Below are 17,969 nucleotides of genomic sequence, written 5' to 3' on the forward strand. Positions count from 1 at the left end.
GAAATAAAAATAGGCACTGTTGAATTTGCAGTGCCTTTCTTGTAACCATAATAAAAGAAGTAGGATGAACATCATCTTACTTCTTTTGACTTAATTAGCCTTGTTTTTTCTTGCTTTTAAGAGAAAGTCCGAATCCTGCTAGGGCGATTCCTAGTAGTGTAAGGATGGATGTTTCTTCTCCGGTATTTGGCAAACTAGTAGTTGTTGTTTTAGTAGTTGTTGGTAGTGTGATAGTTTGACCACCATTTGAAAGAGTAATAGTCTCATTTCGTCCATTAAGGTTCTGATTGCCAGAATCTTGTTGGTCTGGTGTTGTAGGATCTACTTTTGTCTCTACATAGAGAAGTCGGTATTCACCAAAACCTTCTTGCTCTGAACTTGTGAGATATTGAACATCGCCATCTGTGCCTAGCAAATTTTTAGCCTTATCAGCTGTCAAGAAACGGATATCCAATCCTTTAATGCTATCAGTGAAGCGCCAGTTTTTATCTGCACTTGGATTGATATTTTTTTCTTCAAGGATATAGTTAATGATTACTTGACGATTTTCAAGTCCAAGTAGACGGTTGAGGCTAGCATCACGAACACCAGGGAATTGACCATTTGCGCGATAGTTGTTGGTTACAACGATGAATTCTTGATCTGCTCGCACATCTTTTCCTTGATATTTAAGGTTGCGAACACGACTAGCATCTGGATGAAGTAACTTGCCTTCTCGGTCATATTTGTTAGGTTGTGTTACATCATACTCGTAAGTTACACCATCGATGACATCAAAGTTATAGGTACGATAGCTTGAGTTGATGAGTTGTTGATCTTCTTTTTTACTTGGATCAATAGTGTTGAACTGGCCTGCAGACATTTCCAACCATTCTTTTAATTGGGCTCCAGTAATTTTGAGAATAGCTGTAACATTGTCGTAGAGGTAGAGATCTGCTACGTTTTTGATCGCAATTGGACCTGCTGGGATGTCTGTGTAGGCAGTTGCATCACCACGGGTACCAGCTTTAAATGGAGCAGCAGAAAGGATTGGGAGGCTACCTTCAGGAGTTCCTGCTAGTTCTCTCTTAGCATACCAAATTTGAGCGTTGTTGACGATTTGGACTGATGGATCATCTTTTACAAGGGCAAAGTAGCTAGTAATAGGGGCGCTTGTTGTTCCGACTTGCTGGCGGACATATTTGACAGTACCTTCATGAGCTTCTTTAGCAATTTCTTTGATGCGTTCGTCGGCTTCCTTGGATTTTGTATAAATTTTACGGATAGATCCTTTGCTGTTGACAACTGACCATTTTCCATTTTTATATACAAGATTGAGGTCAATAATACCTAGATGATCACCGTATTTTCCAGCCATGGTGACAGGAGTGCCATTGATTTTACCGTTGATACCATCAACACCAGGATATTTTTCATAAAAACCTGTTCCGTTTCCACTAGGAAACTCGGCATGTGAGTGACCTGTGACTACGGCATCAACACCAGGTAGGCTAGCAATTTGGTAGCCCTCGTTTTCCTCACCTTTTTCGTACTTGTCATCTCCAATACCTGAGTGAGATAGAACGAGAGTGATATCTGCACCTGCTTTACGCATTTCAGGAATAATATTTTTGATAGCTTCTACTGAATCATTAACCAAAACCTTACCTTCAAGGTTAGCTTTATCCCAGCTAAGAATTTGAGGAGGGACAATTCCTGTAACCCCAATTTTGACAGTCGTTTTGTGACCAGTTTTATCTACAAAAGTTTTGGTGATAATTTTGTAAGGATCGTAGATGTAAGCACCTGTTTTAGGATCGACAACATTGGCATTGACAATAGGCATACCAGCGGTTTCGATGACACGTTTAAGATAGTCTAATCCATAGTTAAACTCGTGATTTCCGAGTGTCCCAACTTCAAAACCAAGCTTTTGAAGTGCTGTATACATAGGGTGTTGTTCGCCTTCTTTAACTGGATTGACGATAGCCTTGTAGGTTCCAAGAGGTGTTCCTTGGATGGTATCCCCATTGTCAACGAGGATAGTATTGCTATTTTCCTTTTTGGCTTCTTCGATGAGGATTGCTGTTTTTGCAAGACCGACATTTTCAACAGGTTTATCTTGATAGTAGTCATAGTTGACTAGATTTGTATGCAGGTCGGTAGTCGCAAGGATACGGACATCAACTTCTTGCCCTTCGACAGGTTGGTTGGCTTTATCTTCTGCGCGACTTCCTTCGTTTGAAGCTTTAGCTTCAGCAGTTGGTGCTAGGGCAACTTCTGTAGTCCCTTTTTCCATAGTCCCTTCTTTTTCAGAATCAGCTAGTGTGTCACTTGCTTTACTAGTGACTGGTTTTTCAGCTGGACTTGTTGCTGAACTAGGTTTGATACTAGCATCTAAATTTGTGCTGGTCTCATCAGCCTGTGCAGTAGATACTGCAAAGACAGCGGCAGTAAGCCCTAAAAGGGCGGCTGGTTTGCGAAATGATGTCATAACATTCTCCTAAAAAATAGTTTCACTTAATTATACAAAATCACAAGCTAGGTATCAAGTTAGTTACGAATATTATTTTATAGATTTCAAACAAAGAAGCATGGAAAATTTGAAAATGGAACTTTTATTGGTCATACATAACAAAAATGCGGGAAAATGTGAACATTTATCTGAAAATTGCACTTTTTTTCTTTCTAGAATAATCAGTAAGTGATTCTAATCTAGAATGGGCTTTACTAGTTTTCATATCCTCAAAAAAGTGTTAAAATGGTAGGAAGAATTGGAGAGTATGCATGCCGAAAGAAGTAATTTATTCAGGCGATGAAGTCGTCGCTTTAACGCAAAAATATTTATCGAAAGAAGATGTGGCTTTTGTACACAAGGCCTTGGTTTACGCTGTAGAATGCCATAGTGGCCAATATCGTAAATCAGGCGAGCCTTATATTATCCACCCTATTCAGGTAGCAGGAATCTTGGCTAAACTCAAGCTAGATGCTGTCACTGTTGCCTGTGGTTTTTTGCATGACGTGGTAGAAGACACAGATGCTACTTTAGATGACTTAGAGCGTGAATTTGGCCATGATGTTCGAGTGATTGTAGATGGTGTTACCAAGCTTGGTAAGGTTGAGTATAAGTCTATCGAGGAGCAGCTGGCTGAAAATCACCGCAAGATGCTCATGGCTATGTCAGAAGATATCCGTGTTATCTTGGTCAAACTTTCTGACCGTCTGCACAATATGCGCACCCTCAAGCACCTTCGTAAGGACAAGCAGGAGCGTATTTCCAGAGAAACCATGGAAATTTATGCGCCACTTGCTCACCGTTTGGGGATTTCAAGTGTGAAGTGGGAACTGGAAGATCTCTCTTTCCGCTATCTCAATCCAACTGAATTTTACAAGATTAGTCACATGATGAAGGAAAAACGTCAAGAACGCGAAGCCTTGGTCGATGAAGTTGTGACAAAACTTGAGGAATATTCTTCTGAGCGCCACCTTACAGGAAAAATCTATGGTCGTCCAAAGCATATCTACTCTATCTACCGCAAGATGCAGGACAAGAAAAAACGCTTTGAAGAGATCTATGACCTGATAGCCATTCGTTGTATTTTAGACACTCAGAGTGATGTCTATGCGATGTTGGGTTACGTTCATGAGCTATGGAAACCAATGCCAGGCCGTTTCAAGGATTATATCGCCAATCGTAAGGCCAATGGTTACCAGTCTATCCATACGACTGTTTATGGACCAAAAGGGCCGATTGAGTTTCAGATTCGTACTAAGGAGATGCATGAGGTTGCTGAGTACGGGGTTGCGGCTCACTGGGCTTACAAAAAAGGAATCAAGGGTCAGGTTAATAGCAAGGAATCTGCTATTGGAATGAACTGGATCAAGGAGATGATGGAACTCCAAGACCAGGCGGATGATGCCAAGGAATTTGTGGATACTGTCAAAGAAAACTATCTGGCTGAGGAGATTTATGTCTTTACTCCAGATGGGGCGGTTCGTTCACTTCCAAAAGATTCAGGTCCGATTGACTTTGCTTATGAAATTCATACAAAGATTGGGGAAAAAGCGACTGGTGCCAAGGTTAATGGCCGTATGGTTCCGTTGACGACCAAGTTAAAAACAGGTGACCAGGTTGAAATCATCACCAATCCAAATTCATTTGGACCAAGCCGTGACTGGCTCAATATGGTCAAGACCAGCAAGGCTCGTAACAAAATTCGTCAGTTCTTTAAGAACCAAGACAAAGAATTGTCCATCAATAAAGGCCGTGAATTGCTGATTAGTCAGCTCCAAGAAAACGGCTATGTGGCCAATAAATTTATGGACAAACGCCACATGGATGAAGTCCTTCAAAAAACCAGCTACAAGACAGAAGAAGCGCTATTTGCGGCGATTGGTTTTGGAGAAATCGGAGCCATCACTGTCTTTAACCGTTTGACAGAGAAAGAACGTCGTGAAGAAGAGCGGGCCAAAGCTAAGGCAGAAGCTGAAGAATTGGTCAAGGGTGGCGAAGTCAAGGTGGAGAACAAGGACACGCTTAAGGTTAAGCATGAGGGTGGAGTAGTCATTCAAGGTGCTTCTGGGCTCTTGATCCGGATTGCCAAATGTTGTAACCCTGTTCCAGGTGATGATATCGTCGGCTATATTACCAAAGGACGCGGAGTTGCCATCCACCGTGTAGACTGTATGAACCTTCGTTCACAGGAAAACTACGAACAACGTCTACTCGATGTTGAATGGGAAGACCAATTCTCAAGTAAGGAGTATATGGCTCACATCGATATCTACGGTCTCAACCGTTCTGGTCTATTGAATGATATCTTGCAAGTCCTATCAAATACAACTAAGAATATCTCAACAGTTAATGCTCAACCAACCAAGGATATGAAATTTGCCAATATTCATGTTTCCTTTGGAATTTCAAACCTTTCAATGCTGACTACCGTAGTTGATAAGATTAAAAGTGTACCAGAAGTCTACTCGGTTAAACGTACCAATGGTTAAGTTGGCTTGATATCATCAGAAAGGATTGCTATGAGAATTATCGTTCAGCGTGTCAAGAAAGCACAAGTTTCTATTGAGGGACAAGTATATGGGAAAATCCAGCAGGGGCTCTTACTCTTAGTAGGTGTTGGACCTGAGGATCAGCAGGAAGATTTGGAGTATGCAGTGAGAAAACTTGTCAATATGCGAATTTTCTCAGATGCTGAAGGCAAGATGAACCTATCTGTTAAGGATATCCAAGGCGAAATCCTCTCCATCTCTCAGTTTACTCTGTTTGCAGATACCAAAAAGGGAAATCGTCCAGCCTTTACAGGCGCTGCTAAACCGGATATGGCGGAAGCTTTCTATCAAGAATTTAACCAAGAACTAGCCAAGGAAGTTCCTGTTGAGACAGGAGTCTTTGGAGCAGATATGCAGGTGGAACTGGTCAATGATGGCCCAGTAACCATCATCCTTGATACTAAAAATAGATAGGAAAAACCAAGCCCAGTCAGCTTGGTTTTTCTTATCTATCACAAAATATTCCAAAATGAAATGGGTTCTTGATAGGCTTGGGGGAAGTCTCTTTTCAGGCTTTGGCAGGTGCGATAGGAAGGGATGAGATATCCTAGGATGAGGAGACTTCCCTGAAGGAAAAGTGGGATACCACTTAAAAACAGCAAGGAGAGAATTATCAGGTTATCCCATAGGAGGATTTGTAAGGCAAAACGCCAGAATCTCGGTCTAATCTGGGAATAGAGTTGACTAAAGTGGTCACAAAGTTGGTTGGAAAGATAGGTAAACAGCACAGGGTGAAAGAAGATGAGCCAACCGATATAAATCAAAATCCAATCCCAAGTGAGCCCCTCTTTAAATGTCAAAAATGCCAGCATGATTCCATCGATGATGAGGAGTTGAATGGTTTTGATGTAGATGATTTTTTTCATGATAAAACCTTTTTTTCCTTAGAGACACTCCCACAAAGAGATATGTTTGTCATAAAAGTCTGGATAGTTTTCTCTTAGGTGGCTAGCCGTTATATAATAAAAAGTAGAATGACAGGAAGTAAAGACTGGAGTAAGAGAGTAAAAATGTTGAGGACCAGTGATGGCTAAAAAGATAAATAATAGTAGGTCAGCGGAGAGAATCTCTAAGTAGTAAAGGCGAATTTTTTTGTTCATCTGAGGATAAATCTCAGAGAAATGTTTTTTGAGTCGATTGACCAAGCGAAATAGCAGTAGTCCTTGAGCAAGGATGAAAATGAAGCAAAAAATCAGGCCTCTCTCCAAAGAAAGTTCGTATCGGGGTCTGAAAGTTACCAACAGTAGCAAATCGCTGACTACGATGGCTGTAAAATGGATTCTAAAGAGATTTTTCATAAGATGACCTCCCTCTTTTATCTAGCTTCATTCTACTCCAAAAGAATGGGAGTTACAAGTAAAATGATAAAAAATTTTAGTAAGGAGATTTTATTAAGTCGGCTTGCTTTCTTTATTTGAGTTTCCTTCTATTTTTCCACTTCTTCATCATTCCAGACAAATAAAGCTCCGATTGCATTGAGGATATAAAAGATGTATTTTCCGATATTGGCAAAGTTTCCTTGAATGCCAGCCTTTGTCAGCTGAACGAAATTGTAAATCAACCAAAATCCCCACTGAGTTGTCAGTTTCAATGCATTCAAAGCATTGGCAATGAGGGAGAGTGTAAAGGCAATAGTTGTTACGTAGGCAAGGAGATTCATCTTTCCTCCATAGCCGATATAGTTGGTCATAAATGCAAAGAGGAAGGCGATGATTGAAATGATGATGGCAGCTAATTTTATCTGTTTTTGGCTCATTTGGTTGGGTCTGCCTTCTTGCGAAGCTTCCCATTTCTTAATAGCAAAGGTATAAATGAGGAAGGTGACGGGATAGGTAATGATGGCCGCCTTATTTCCAAGGATATAATCAATGGTACCAGACAAAATCGTATTGACAATACCAAAGTAATTTCCCCATTTGCTTAATTTTCCCGTGAAACGAGTGGATAACATGGAAATCCCGACATTGGTTACGGAAATCAATCCAAAGGGTACAAGGGCAGTCCATGGGCCCCAGTCTACGAATTTATCGAGACGGGAGTTGAGGTAACCAGATGCAATCGCAATCCCAACGACTAAAGCAACCCCAAAGAGGTCAAACCATTTGGATGTCGCAAAAATTTTTAGTGATTTTTTCATAGGTTAAAATATCTTTCTTTTTTTTACAAACATTCTACAACAAAATGAGAGTAACATCAAATGCTAGAAATAAAACCCTGAAAATCAAGCTTTCAGGGTTGGTAGGGGACTTGAGAAATTAGTTCAGTTTTTCAACATAGAGCTGCTTGGCAATTTCTAGGCTGACTTGGAGTTCTTCATTCTTGTGAATCAGAGTGAAGGTATTAGAGAAACCATCAAACTGCTTGACTTGGAGTTTGTCTCCAATATGGATACTGTGTTTTTCCAAATATTGGAGAAGTTCAAAGCTATCATGGACCCGAGTCAGTAGATAGGTGCCTGCTTCTTTGATATCAGAGAGAGGAAGGTTATTGATCTCAACTAAAAGCTCTCCCTTGGCAGGAATGGTTCCTCCATGGGGACAGGTCTTTGGAAAGCCTAACATACTCTCCAGTCTCTCCACAAAAAGGTCTGAAACTGTATGCTCTAATACCTCAGCCTCATCGTGAATCTGATTGCTGGTATAGTCTAGATGGTGAACTAGAAAGACCTCTATCAGTCGATGCTTGCGATAAAGCTCAGAGACCAGATTTAAACCAATGTCCGTTAGTATATAGCCATTTTCTTTATTTTTTAATATAAGGTTTTCGGATTGCATGCGCTTGATCATCTCAGTTACCGCAGGAGGTGATACCTGCATCCGAGCAGCGATTTCCTTGTTGGTAATCTTAGGAACTTCCATGCCAATCTCATAAATACATTTTAAGTAATCTTCTTTATTTGGTGTCATTCGCATTTCCTTGTTTATTATCTCCATCTAGTATACCAAAAAAAGCTAGATTTCTCTAGCTTTCTGTCTTGTTACAAGTGGGCTTTCTTTTAGTCAAGCGACTTTGCTGCTTCAATGGCTGCTTCAAAGTTTGGTTCGCTGTTGATATTGTCCACATACTCAACATAACGGATAATATTGTCAGCATCGAGAACAAATACGGCTCGAGCAAGCAGATGCCATTCATTGATTAAGAGGGCATAATCGCGTCCAAAGGAGTGGTCGAAGTAGTCTGAGAGCATGATGGCATTTTCAATTCCTTCAGCACCACACCAACGTTTTTGGGCAAAAGGCAGGTCCATAGACACCGTTAAGACAACAGTGTTGTCTAAGCTCGCCAATTCTTGGTTAAAGCGACGAGTCTGAAGTGAGCAGATGCCTGTATCGATAGAAGGGATGACGCTCAAAATCTTTTTATTGCCTTCAAAATCAGCTAGTGTTTTTTTAGAGAGGTCAGTCGTTGTGAGAGAGAAATCAAGTGCTTTGTCTCCTACTTGTAGTTGTTTTCCCGTAAAAGTAACAGGGTTTCCAAGGAATGTAGTCATAAGCTACTCCAATCTTTTTTCTTTCATTCTACATTAAGTGTTCAGAGTTTTCCAATGATTTGACCGGAAATGTGTGCATAGAAAAAACGCCAGCTCATGTGAGAATGACGTTTTTCAGAGGCTTATACTCAATGAAAATCAAAGAGCAAACTAGGAAGCTAGCCACAGGCTGTACTTGAGTACGGCAAGGCGACGCTGACGTGGTTTGAATTTGATTTTCGAAGAGTATTATTTTGCCAATCCTTCAGCAATCTTATCAAGGTTGTATTTCATCATGTTGTAGTAGCTGTCGCCTTCTTTACCTTGTTCTGCGATAGAGTCAGTAAAGATTTGTGCGTAGATTGGGATGTTTGTGTCTTGTGAAACAGTCTTCATTGGACGGTCATCCACACTTGATTCTACAAAGAGGGAAGGAGTTTTTGTTTGGCGAAGTTTTTCAACCAAGGTCTTGATTTGGTCAGGAGTTCCTTCTTCTTCAGTATTGATTTCCCAGATATAGGCACTTGGGACACCATAGGCTTTAGAGAAGTATTTGAAGCATCCTTCGCTGGTTACGATGAGTTTTTTCTCAGCAGGGATGTTGTTAAATTTCTCCTTAGCTTCCTTGTCAAGTTTGTCTAGCTTATCAGTATATTCTTTGAGATTTTTTTCGTAGAATTCCTTGTTGCTAGGGTCTTTAGCGCTCAATTGTTTTGCGATGTTTTTAGCAAAGATCATCCCATTTTCAAGGTTGAGCCAAGCGTGTGGGTCTTCTTTTCCTTTTTCGTTTTGGCCTTCAAGGTAGATAACATCAACGCCTTCGCTGACTGCAAAGTAGTCTTTGTTTTCAGTTTTCTTGGCATTTTCTACCAATTTTGTAAACCAAGCATTGCCACCTGTTTCAAGGTTGATACCGTTATAGAAAATCAAATCAGCTTGAGAAGTTTTCTTGACGTCTTCAGGTAGTGGTTCGTATTCGTGTGGGTCTTGACCAACAGGAACGATACTGTGAAGATCAATCTTGTCACCAGCAATATTTTTAGTGATATCAGCGATGATTGAGTTTGTAGCAACAACTTTTAGTTTTTGACCAGAAGCTGCATCTTTTTTTCCGCTAGCACATGCTACAAGAGCAATGACGGAAAGAAAGAGAACGAGTAATGTACCTAATTTTTTCATTAAATCCTCCAATTTAGTGGGGTTCTGCCCCTTATTTTAACAAATGTTTATTTTTCAGTTTCAAATATCGTTGTTTTGGAGCGATAAAGAAGCTAATGAGAAAGAAACTAGCAGCTGTAAGCACGATACTAGAACCTGCCGCAACGTTAAAGCTATAACCGATAAAGAGTCCCAAAACTGAAGCAGTCGCTCCAAAGGTTGAGGAAAGGAAAATCATACTTTTCAGGCTATTAGCATACAGATAAGCAGTTGCCGCTGGGGTAATCAGCATGGCTACAATCAGGATAGTTCCGACACTTTGCATGGCTGTCACAGACACAAGAGTTAGGAGTACCATGAGAAGGTAGTGATAGAAATTGACAGGCATTCCCATGGCTTTAGCCAAGAGTTCATCAAAGGAAGTTATCAAGAGTTGCTTGAAGAAAATCCAGATTAACAAGAGAATGGCTGCCCCTACCCCCATGGTAATAAACATATCCGTATCTTGGACGGCTAGGATATTACCAAAAAGGATATGGAAAAGGTCAGTTGAACTTTTAGCGACACTAATCAAGATGATACCGAGGGCTAAGAAAGAAGAAAAGGTAATGCCGATGGCGGTATCGCTTTTGACAATCGAGTTTCCCTTGATGTAGGTAATGATGATAGCAGCTAGCAGTCCAAAGACAATGGCTCCGATAAAGAAGTCAATGCCCAAGATGAAGGAGAGGGCTACACCTGGTAAGACAGCATGTGAAATGGCATCTCCCATGAGTGACATCCCACGTAGAATGATGAAACATCCTACAGCTCCAGCTACGACCCCGATAACAATAGCTGTTATCAAGGCATTTTGTAAGAAATGGAATTTTTGTAATCCATCGATAAATTCTGCAATCATAGGTCACCTCCATTGAAAAAGAGTCGATTACCGTAAGCTTCTTTGAGATTGGCTTGGGTAAAGGTTTCTTTGGTCGGACCAAAAGCAATCACTTCTCGATTGACAAGCAAGACTTGATCGAAGTAGTTGGGAACCTTGCTGAGGTCGTGGTGGACGATCAGAACCGTCTTCCCAGCTTTTTTCAGATCTCTCAGCGTATTCATGATGATTTCCTCACTGACAGAGTCAATCCCAACAAAGGGCTCATCCAAGAGGATATAGTCGGCTTCCTGCACCAAACATCTGGCAATCAAGACCCGCTGGAATTGACCTCCAGACAGTTGACTGATTTGCCGTTCAGCGTAGTCAGCTAGGCCGACGATTTCAAGGGCCTCTTGCACTTTCTTCCAATGTTTAGCATTTAAACTTCGAAAGAGAGGAATAGAGGGAAATAGTCCTAACGAGACGCATTCCTTGACCTTGATGGGAAAGTTGTAGTCGATATTGATTTTTTGTTCGACATAGGCGATTCGATGTAAAGATTTTTTAACTTCCTTGTCATCGAGAAATGCCTGACCTTGATGTGGGATAATTCCCAGCATACCTTTTAATAATGTTGATTTCCCAGCGCCGTTTGGGCCAATAATTCCGGTAATCGTTGGTCCTTGGAGCACTAGTGAAATATCCTTTAGTGCCAACGTTTCTTTGTAGGAGACACTGAGGTTTTCGATACGTATCATACAGTTATATTCCTCCTATCTTTTAATATACCTTAAAATAAAAATTAAGTCAAGTTAATTTTTGTAAATATTTAAAATATTAACTAGAAAACAATCAGAAGAAGACGGCATTTTTAATTGCATTCCCCAGGGATTTTTGCTAAGCTAAGAATAAGTGAAAAATGAAAGCGAGAACAAGATGACACGTTATCAAGATGATTTTTATGATGCAATAAATGGTGAGTGGGAAAAGACTGCTGTTATTCCAGCCGATAAATCGAGAACAGGTGGTTTTATCGACCTTGACGAAGAAATCGAAGAGTTGATGCTAACGACGACTGACAAGTGGTTGGCAGGAGAAGATCTTCCAGAAGATCCTATCCTAGAAAACTTTGTCAAGTACCATGCTATGGTCAGAGATTTCGATAAGCGAGAAGCTGATGGAATCGAGCCAGTCCTCCCTTTACTGAAGGAATATCAAGATTTGGAAAGTTTTGCGGATTTCGCAAGTAAACTAGCTGCATTTGAATTAGCTGGTAAACCAAACTTCCTTCCATTTGGAGTATCACCAGACTTTATGGATGCTAGAACCAATGTTCTTTGGGCTAGTGCTCCAGGAACTATTTTGCCTGATACAACCTACTATGCGGAAGACCATCCTCAGCGTGAGGAATTATTGAACCTTTGGAAAGAAAGTACTTCTAATCTCCTCAAAGCCTATAACTTCTCAGATGAAGAAATCGAAGATTTGCTAGAGAAACGATTGGAATTGGACCGCCGTATCGCAGCTGTCGTACTTTCAAACGAAGAAAGTTCAGAATATGCCAAACTTTACCATCCTTATTCTTATGAAGATTTCAAAAAGTTTGCGCCTGCCCTACCTTTAGATGACTTCTTCCAAGCAGTGATTGGACAAACTCCAGACAAGGTTGTTGTAGATGAAGAACGTTTCTGGCAAGCAGCAGAGCAATTCTATAGTGAAGAAGCTTGGCCTTTGCTCAAGGCAAGCTTGATCTTGAGTATAGTTAATCTTTCAACTAGCTATCTAACAGATGAGATTCGTATCTTGTCAGGTGCCTACGGACGAGCTCTTTCAGGAGTTCCAGAGGCTCAAGACAAACGTAAGGCAGCTTACCATTTAGCTCAAGGACCTTTTAAACAAGCTCTTGGCCTTTGGTATGCCCACGAAAAATTCTCTCCAGAAGCCAAGGCAGACGTAGAGAAAAAAGTGGCGACCATGATTGACGTTTATAAGGAACGTTTAGCTAAAAATGACTGGCTGACTCCTGAAACTCGAGAAAAAGCCATCGTCAAACTCAATGTCATCAAGCCTTATATCGGTTATCCAGAAGAATTGCCAGTCCGCTATAAAGATAAGGTAGTGGATGAATCTGCTAGCCTCTTTGAGAATGCCCTAGCCTTTGCGCGTGTGGAAATCAAGCACAGTTGGAGCAAGTGGAATCAGCCAGTTGACTACAAGGAGTGGGGAATGCCTGCTCATATGGTCAATGCCTACTACAATCCACAAAAGAACTTGATTGTCTTCCCTGCTGCTATTTTACAGGCACCATTCTATGACTTGCATCAGTCATCTTCTGCCAACTATGGTGGGATCGGAGCGGTTATCGCCCATGAAATCTCTCATGCCTTTGATACCAACGGAGCTTCCTTTGATGAAAATGGTAGTCTCAAGGACTGGTGGACAGAGAACGACTATGCAGCTTTCAAAGAGAAAACGCAGAAGGTTATCGATCAATTTGATGGTCAAGAATCTTACGGTGCAACCATTAACGGTAAATTAACCGTATCAGAAAACGTTGCCGACCTAGGAGGAATTGCTGCTGCCCTTGAAGCTGCCAAGAGAGAACCTGACTTCTCAGCCGAAGAATTCTTCCATAACTTTGCGCGTATCTGGCGTATGAAAGGCCGCCCAGAGTTGATGAAACTCATGGCAAGTGTCGACGTGCACGCACCAGCTAAACTCCGTGTCAATGTCCAAGTGCCAAACTTTGATGACTTCTTTACAACTTATGATGTCAAAGAAGGCGACGGAATGTGGCGCTCACCAGAAGACCGTGTGATTATTTGGTAAAATGATTTCTCAACCAAGTATAACTTGGCGTTAATGACTTATGTTTGAAGTTTATCCATCTGAAAATAAAATCCTATCGAGGTTAACATGAAGAAATACTTAATAGTGCTTTCAGCTATTCTTTCAATTTCAGTTTTGGCATCTTGTGGTCTCAATAAAAATAGGAGCAATACAGAACCTTCATCTGCACTATCATCTGTTTCCAAAGACGATAAGTCTAGTACATCAACAGAAGCAAAGACTGAAAATACAAGTGACTCTTCAACCAAGGCGTCACAATCGACTGTTGAAAATAAGAAGGAAACTGGACAAGATGTATATAAAGAAGTGATTGAACGTTATAATCACTTTACAGACCTTTTAAAACAAGGTAATAGAGAAGATTTATACCAGGAAAATAAACAACACAAGATTGCTTCAGAAGAATATAGCCTGATTTTCTCTCGAATGGATTATCAAAATGCACCAGACTTTAAATATGCCCTTCTTGATTTGAATAAGGATGGGCAAGATGAGTTACTTATTGGCGATGAAAAATTTGTTTCAGCCATTTATTATTTGGAAAACCAAAAGCCTAACTTACTTCACACAGCTTATGTAGCTTCTGCGGGAGGTTTTCGCTCAGGGTTTGTTATTTATGAAAATGGTCAAGTCTCTTATGCAGACTGGCAGTCAACTCGTCCAGAAATGAACCTTTCTCTATATTCGTTCGATAAAAATGGAGTAGAGAAGGTTAAAGAAGCGACTCTTCAAATTGGTGGCAATGAGAAAGCAGAGCAAGTTTTAGATATCTCTTCTGAAAAGCTTGATTTGTCTAACATTGACTGGAAAGAATTGAATCCAGCTAATTAGTTTTGAATTATTTTTCTAGTCAATGTTGATTCTTCTGAGCAAGTAGTGATGTAGAAATTGAAGCTACACAAAAACCAAGGATGATTGTCCTTGGTTTTTATGTTTTAGAAAAATGGATTAAAGGTTTTTTCGTGAGCGATGGTAGTAGCAGGTCCGTGCCCTGGATAGACATCGTAGTTTGGGAGAGTAAAGAGCTGGGTTTGGATACTATGAAGGAGTTGTTCCATACTACCAGTTGGCAAATCTGTTCGACCAATGGTTTCTCGGAAAAGGGCATCACCCGTTAAGACCAAGTGCCCATCTGGAAAAACAAATGAAACTCCTCCGATAGAGTGGCCTGGAGTTGGTAATACAGTGAAGCGGAACTCCTCAATCTGGTATTCTTCATGAAAGACAAAGGTGTGTTCAGCCGGTTTGCAGATGACATCCGCCATATCGTCGTGTCGAGGAAGGCCAGAAAGATTGTCGACAGGAGTAAAGAGCCAAGCAGCTTCGCTTTCTGCCACATATACGGGAGGATTTCCGAAAGTATCTCTGACCAAGTCTAGACTCATAATATGGTCGTAGTGGGTATGGGTCAAGAGGATAGCGCAGACTGGTTTATTGATGGTCTCGATAGTCTTGCGAATAGCCTCCCAATGGTTACCCGGATCAACAACAATCAGGTGTTGGTCTCCTTCAAGATAATAAGTATTTTCATAGGCAACAGGGTTCACAGTTTTGTGGATTTTCATAGGATTTCCTCTTTCAAAGCATTTACTCCTACTAGTATAACACAGAAGAATAAAATAAGGAATCAACAAGAAAGTCCCTCCATAAAGGAAGGGACTTTCAAGTTATTAAAAATGATTCTTCCAAGCTTGGAAGCGAGCATCCAGCAGGAGTTGTGTCAGATTTTTTAAGATTTCAACTTGCTCGGGCTCCAGTGTCTGGGCTTGAGAAACAAGTTGTCGAACATGGTCAATAGCATTTTTAGAAGACAGTTCATTAATGGAGCTAATTCCAGATTCTAGGATGGTTCCAAAAAAGAGATCGAAGTAGAGCTCCAGTTCCTCATCGGGAACACTATCCACCCATTCTTTGAGAGTGTCTTTAATTTGGAGACTCTCACTACTAATTGCCTCAAGTTGGACAAAGTGGTGTCCTTCAGTTTGCCAGCTAAAGGTGCTATGTTGAGCAATACCCCCGAGAGCCGTAGATTTGACGACGATAGGAGTATCAGGAACTTCCAGCATCATGCCAATGACAGAACCTTGTGGGACGAAACGGTGAATTTTTGGAATAACATCTTGATAACCAGTGGTCTCAGTCAGATGAGCCTGCAAACCAGGTGCGTCATAGGTATAAACTGCGGAGACTTTTTCTTGCAATTCAGGCTGGATTTGACTGGCAGCATAGACAGCCAGATTCCCACCTTTAGAATGTCCAGCTACAATCACTTTTTGTTTTGGATGTTGGGTAAAGAATTCTTCCAAGTATTCAAGAGCATGTTTTTGGGCAGGTATTTCCTTCATGTAGGTCATATGGAAATCTTCCTTCCAGCCAATAATACTGTCGTCTGTGCCACGAAAGACAATGAGATAAGTATCTAGGTTCAGACGATAGGTCATGGCAGCGAATTGTTTCTGTTGCTCCATATCAATCTCGTTTACAAAGTTAGAGAGTTTACTATTTTTAAAACGTTTGTGCTGGGATAACTGATCCAGGAGCTGGAGACGTTCTTTATTGGTCAACATGTTAGTCTCACGAGGAACACGTGTTGCGACATCGCTTAAACGATTGACAGGCTGGTTCAATAGGTTATCAAAAGAAAGATAGGTCAGCTCTGTCAGAGCAAGTATATCCAGTTCATTTAAGGGAAGATCATAAAAAGAATCGTATTGAACATCAGTTAGATAGTCAAAAATATTGGCCATGGGAATTCCTTTCTTAACTTTTATCATATCAGATTTACATCAATTTCGCTAGTAGTCAGAAGAATTTTGCTATAATATAAAAAAAGGAGGAGCAGATGCATAAGATTTTACTAGTAGAAGATGATCCAGTAATCCGTCAGCAAGTTGGGAAAATGCTCTCCGAATGGGGTTTTGAAGTAGTTATGGTAGAAGACTTTATGGAAGTTCTGACACTATTTGTTCAATCTGAGCCTCATCTGGTCCTGATGGATATTGGATTGCCTCTTTTTAATGGTTATCATTGGTGTCAGGAAATTCGCAAGATTTCTAAAGTTCCCATTATGTTTTTATCCTCACGAGACCAGGCTATGGACATCGTGATGGCTATTAATATGGGAGCGGATGATTTTGTGACCAAGCCTTTTGACCAGCAGGTCCTTTTAGCGAAGGTACAGGGCTTATTGCGCCGCTCTTATGAGTTTGGACGGGATGAAAGTCTCCTAGAATATGCAGGAGTTATCCTCAATACCAAGTCTATGGATGTGCATGTCAATGGAAAAGCTATCAGTTTAACAAAGAATGAATTTCAGATTTTACGTGTCTTATTTGAGCATGCAGGCAATATCGTGGCGCGTGATGATTTGATGCGAGAACTCTGGAACAGTGACTTCTTTATCGATGATAATACCTTGTCCGTTAATGTCGCTCGTTTGCGCAAGAAACTGGAGGAAGAAGATTTGATTGGTTTTATCGAAACCAAGAAAGGGATAGGGTACGGGTTGAAACATGCTTGATTTCAAAAGTTTTTTTCTAGCTTATATCCGTTCCCGTAGCCGTTTTTTCGCTTTTATTCTGTTATTGACGGGTCTCCTTTTTCTTTTTGAGGTCTTATTTGCTAATCAAGGTCCTTACTTTAACTATTTTTTCCTTCTATCATCCGTTTTTACTTTTATTTTCTTGATATGGGATTTTTGGGTAGAATTTCAACGTTATCGTAAGGAATTGCTCTATGGCGAAAGAAAAGCCAGGTCACCAATGGAAGTCCTTCTAACCGAAAAATTAGAAAAACGTGAAGAGGAACTCTATCAAAAGAAATCAGATGCTGAAAACCGCTACAATGATTTGGTGGACTACTATACTCTCTGGGTCCATCAGATAAAGACACCGATTGCAGCCAGTAAACTCCTAGTGAGTGAGGTGGAAGATCGCCAACTGAAGCAACAGATGGAGCAGGAAATTTTTAAGATTGATTCCTATACCAACCTCGTTCTCCAATATCTACGCTTAGAAAGCTTCCATGATGATTTGGTTTTGAAGAAAGAAAATGTAGAAGATTTGGTCAAGGAAGTCGTTCGCAAATATGCCCTTTTCTTTATTCAGAAAGGTCTTAGCGTCAATCTGCATGACTTGGATAGAAGTATTGTTACGGATAAGAAATGGTTGTTAGTGGTCATTGAACAAATCCTATCAAATAGCCTCAAGTACACAAATACAGGTGGGGTTGAAATCTACATGGACGGTCAGGAACTTTGTATCAAAGACACTGGGATTGGAATCAAAAACAGTGATCGATTACGAGTATTTGAACGCGGATTTTCAGGATACAATGGTCGTATGACCCAACAATCATCTGGACTTGGGCTCTATCTAACCCAGAAAATCAGCCAAGAATTAGGACATCAAATCCGTATCGAATCTGAACTTGGTCAAGGGACGACTGTGCGCATTAAGTTTTCAGAAGTAAACCTACTGATCGAATGAAAAGAATTGTGAAGAGCTTGGAAGAATCCTTTCAGGCTCTTCTTTAGACCTTGTTATGGTAAGAAAGCAGACTTCAATCAGATAAAAAATTGTAATCTTA

General features: G+C 40.6%; 17 protein-coding genes. 6 read left to right on the forward strand and 11 right to left on the reverse strand.

The annotated features are described in order from the left end of the window. Positions 1-94: 94 nt before the first annotated feature. Positions 95-2,473 carry a bifunctional 2',3'-cyclic-nucleotide 2'-phosphodiesterase/3'-nucleotidase gene (locus QM928_RS02680; protein ID WP_414294408.1) on the reverse strand — a complete coding sequence of 793 codons (2,379 nt, stop codon included), beginning with the start codon at positions 2,471-2,473 and terminating at the stop codon, positions 95-97. A gap of 293 nt (positions 2,474-2,766) precedes the next feature. Between QM928_RS02680 and QM928_RS02685 the strand changes: the two genes are divergently transcribed. Next, positions 2,767-4,983: a RelA/SpoT family protein gene (locus QM928_RS02685; protein ID WP_001123766.1), complete on the forward strand. Its 2,217-nt coding sequence runs from the start codon at positions 2,767-2,769 to the stop codon at positions 4,981-4,983. 30 nt (positions 4,984-5,013) lie between these two features. Next, entirely contained in the window at positions 5,014-5,457 is a 444-nt protein-coding gene (gene dtd / locus QM928_RS02690; RefSeq protein ID WP_414294407.1) for a D-aminoacyl-tRNA deacylase, read from the forward strand. Between the two features lie 38 nt (positions 5,458-5,495). Here the strand turns inward: dtd and QM928_RS02695 are convergent, their stop codons facing one another. The 8 genes from QM928_RS02695 to QM928_RS02730 all read right to left on the reverse strand — a co-directional run bounded on the left by QM928_RS02695 (position 5,496) and on the right by QM928_RS02730 (position 11,290). Further along, positions 5,496-5,909, reverse strand: coding sequence for a hypothetical protein (locus tag QM928_RS02695; protein ID WP_414294406.1), 414 nt, complete (start codon positions 5,907-5,909; stop codon positions 5,496-5,498). Positions 5,910-5,927: 18 nt separating this feature from the next. Continuing rightward, the gene (locus QM928_RS02700; RefSeq protein WP_414294405.1) at positions 5,928-6,341 is read right to left on the reverse strand and encodes a hypothetical protein; all 414 of its coding nucleotides are present in this window, start codon (positions 6,339-6,341) and stop codon (positions 5,928-5,930) included. A 128-nt stretch (positions 6,342-6,469) separates the two neighbouring features. Continuing rightward, complete coding sequence (locus tag QM928_RS02705; RefSeq protein ID WP_414294404.1) at positions 6,470-7,180, reverse strand: nicotinamide mononucleotide transporter; 711 nt, start codon at positions 7,178-7,180, stop codon at positions 6,470-6,472. 118 nt (positions 7,181-7,298) lie between these two features. Beyond that, positions 7,299-7,949, reverse strand: coding sequence for a metal-dependent transcriptional regulator (locus QM928_RS02710; RefSeq protein ID WP_414294403.1), 651 nt, complete (start codon positions 7,947-7,949; stop codon positions 7,299-7,301). An 89-nt stretch (positions 7,950-8,038) separates the two neighbouring features. Continuing rightward, positions 8,039-8,533 (reverse strand): thiol peroxidase, encoded by a 495-nt coding sequence (gene tpx, locus QM928_RS02715; RefSeq protein WP_414294402.1) that lies wholly within the window; start codon positions 8,531-8,533, stop codon positions 8,039-8,041. Positions 8,534-8,761: 228 nt separating this feature from the next. Continuing rightward, positions 8,762-9,691, reverse strand: coding sequence for a metal ABC transporter substrate-binding lipoprotein/adhesin PsaA (gene psaA, locus QM928_RS02720; RefSeq protein ID WP_000733076.1), 930 nt, complete (start codon positions 9,689-9,691; stop codon positions 8,762-8,764). A gap of 31 nt (positions 9,692-9,722) precedes the next feature. Beyond that, entirely contained in the window at positions 9,723-10,571 is an 849-nt protein-coding gene (locus QM928_RS02725) for a metal ABC transporter permease (RefSeq protein WP_006148893.1), read from the reverse strand. After that, entirely contained in the window at positions 10,568-11,290 is a 723-nt protein-coding gene (locus QM928_RS02730; protein WP_414294401.1) for a metal ABC transporter ATP-binding protein, read from the reverse strand. The genes QM928_RS02725 and QM928_RS02730 overlap by 4 nt, the downstream gene beginning before the upstream one ends. Before the next feature lie 178 nt (positions 11,291-11,468). Here QM928_RS02730 and QM928_RS02735 point away from each other — a divergent pair, with 178 nt between their 5' ends. Together QM928_RS02735 and QM928_RS02740 are read left to right on the forward strand one after the other, a co-directional pair. After that, positions 11,469-13,361, forward strand: a complete 1,893-nt coding sequence (locus QM928_RS02735; protein ID WP_414294400.1) for a M13 family metallopeptidase — start codon at positions 11,469-11,471, stop codon at positions 13,359-13,361. A gap of 87 nt (positions 13,362-13,448) precedes the next feature. Then, positions 13,449-14,213 (forward strand): hypothetical protein, encoded by a 765-nt coding sequence (locus QM928_RS02740; RefSeq protein ID WP_414294399.1) that lies wholly within the window; start codon positions 13,449-13,451, stop codon positions 14,211-14,213. A 104-nt stretch (positions 14,214-14,317) separates the two neighbouring features. On the opposite strand, the gene QM928_RS02745 is transcribed toward QM928_RS02740, so the two are convergent. Beyond that, entirely contained in the window at positions 14,318-14,947 is a 630-nt protein-coding gene (locus tag QM928_RS02745) for an MBL fold metallo-hydrolase (protein ID WP_060955487.1), read from the reverse strand. 105 nt (positions 14,948-15,052) lie between these two features. Further along, a complete protein-coding gene (locus QM928_RS02750; protein ID WP_414294398.1) occupies positions 15,053-16,129 on the reverse strand; it encodes a DUF2974 domain-containing protein in 1,077 nt (358 codons plus the stop codon). Between the two features lie 95 nt (positions 16,130-16,224). On the opposite strand from QM928_RS02750, the gene QM928_RS02755 reads away from it, so the two are divergent. Together QM928_RS02755 and QM928_RS02760 are read left to right on the forward strand one after the other, a co-directional pair. Next, a complete protein-coding gene (locus tag QM928_RS02755) occupies positions 16,225-16,902 on the forward strand; it encodes a response regulator transcription factor (protein ID WP_414294397.1) in 678 nt (225 codons plus the stop codon). Then, positions 16,895-17,869, forward strand: coding sequence for a sensor histidine kinase (locus QM928_RS02760; protein WP_414294396.1), 975 nt, complete (start codon positions 16,895-16,897; stop codon positions 17,867-17,869). The genes QM928_RS02755 and QM928_RS02760 overlap by 8 nt, the downstream gene beginning before the upstream one ends. Positions 17,870-17,969: the final 100 nt, after the last annotated feature.

The sequence above is a fragment of the Streptococcus infantis genome (genome assembly GCF_047460405.1).
Lineage (GTDB): Bacteria > Bacillota > Bacilli > Lactobacillales > Streptococcaceae > Streptococcus > Streptococcus infantis_Q.

Bases quoted from the DNA above. Each gene is read 5' to 3' on its own strand.
- QM928_RS02685 (WP_001123766.1), top strand. From the start codon at position 2,767: ATGCCGAAAGAAGTAATTTATTCAGGCGATGAAGTCGTCGCTTTAACG.
- dtd (WP_414294407.1), top strand. From the start codon at position 5,014: ATGAGAATTATCGTTCAGCGTGTCAAGAAAGCACAAGTTTCTATTGAG.
- tpx (WP_414294402.1), bottom strand. From the start codon at position 8,533: ATGACTACATTCCTTGGAAACCCTGTTACTTTTACGGGAAAACAACTA.
- QM928_RS02710 (WP_414294403.1), bottom strand. From the start codon at position 7,949: ATGACACCAAATAAAGAAGATTACTTAAAATGTATTTATGAGATTGGC.
- QM928_RS02750 (WP_414294398.1), bottom strand. From the start codon at position 16,129: ATGGCCAATATTTTTGACTATCTAACTGATGTTCAATACGATTCTTTT.
- QM928_RS02700 (WP_414294405.1), bottom strand. From the start codon at position 6,341: ATGAAAAATCTCTTTAGAATCCATTTTACAGCCATCGTAGTCAGCGAT.
- QM928_RS02680 (WP_414294408.1), bottom strand. From the start codon at position 2,473: ATGACATCATTTCGCAAACCAGCCGCCCTTTTAGGGCTTACTGCCGCT.
- QM928_RS02735 (WP_414294400.1), top strand. From the start codon at position 11,469: ATGACACGTTATCAAGATGATTTTTATGATGCAATAAATGGTGAGTGG.
- QM928_RS02725 (WP_006148893.1), bottom strand. From the start codon at position 10,571: ATGATTGCAGAATTTATCGATGGATTACAAAAATTCCATTTCTTACAA.
- QM928_RS02705 (WP_414294404.1), bottom strand. From the start codon at position 7,180: ATGAAAAAATCACTAAAAATTTTTGCGACATCCAAATGGTTTGACCTC.
- psaA (WP_000733076.1), bottom strand. From the start codon at position 9,691: ATGAAAAAATTAGGTACATTACTCGTTCTCTTTCTTTCCGTCATTGCT.
- QM928_RS02740 (WP_414294399.1), top strand. From the start codon at position 13,449: ATGAAGAAATACTTAATAGTGCTTTCAGCTATTCTTTCAATTTCAGTT.
- QM928_RS02695 (WP_414294406.1), bottom strand. From the start codon at position 5,909: ATGAAAAAAATCATCTACATCAAAACCATTCAACTCCTCATCATCGAT.
- QM928_RS02760 (WP_414294396.1), top strand. From the start codon at position 16,895: ATGCTTGATTTCAAAAGTTTTTTTCTAGCTTATATCCGTTCCCGTAGC.
- QM928_RS02755 (WP_414294397.1), top strand. From the start codon at position 16,225: ATGCATAAGATTTTACTAGTAGAAGATGATCCAGTAATCCGTCAGCAA.
- QM928_RS02730 (WP_414294401.1), bottom strand. From the start codon at position 11,290: ATGATACGTATCGAAAACCTCAGTGTCTCCTACAAAGAAACGTTGGCA.
- QM928_RS02745 (WP_060955487.1), bottom strand. From the start codon at position 14,947: ATGAAAATCCACAAAACTGTGAACCCTGTTGCCTATGAAAATACTTAT.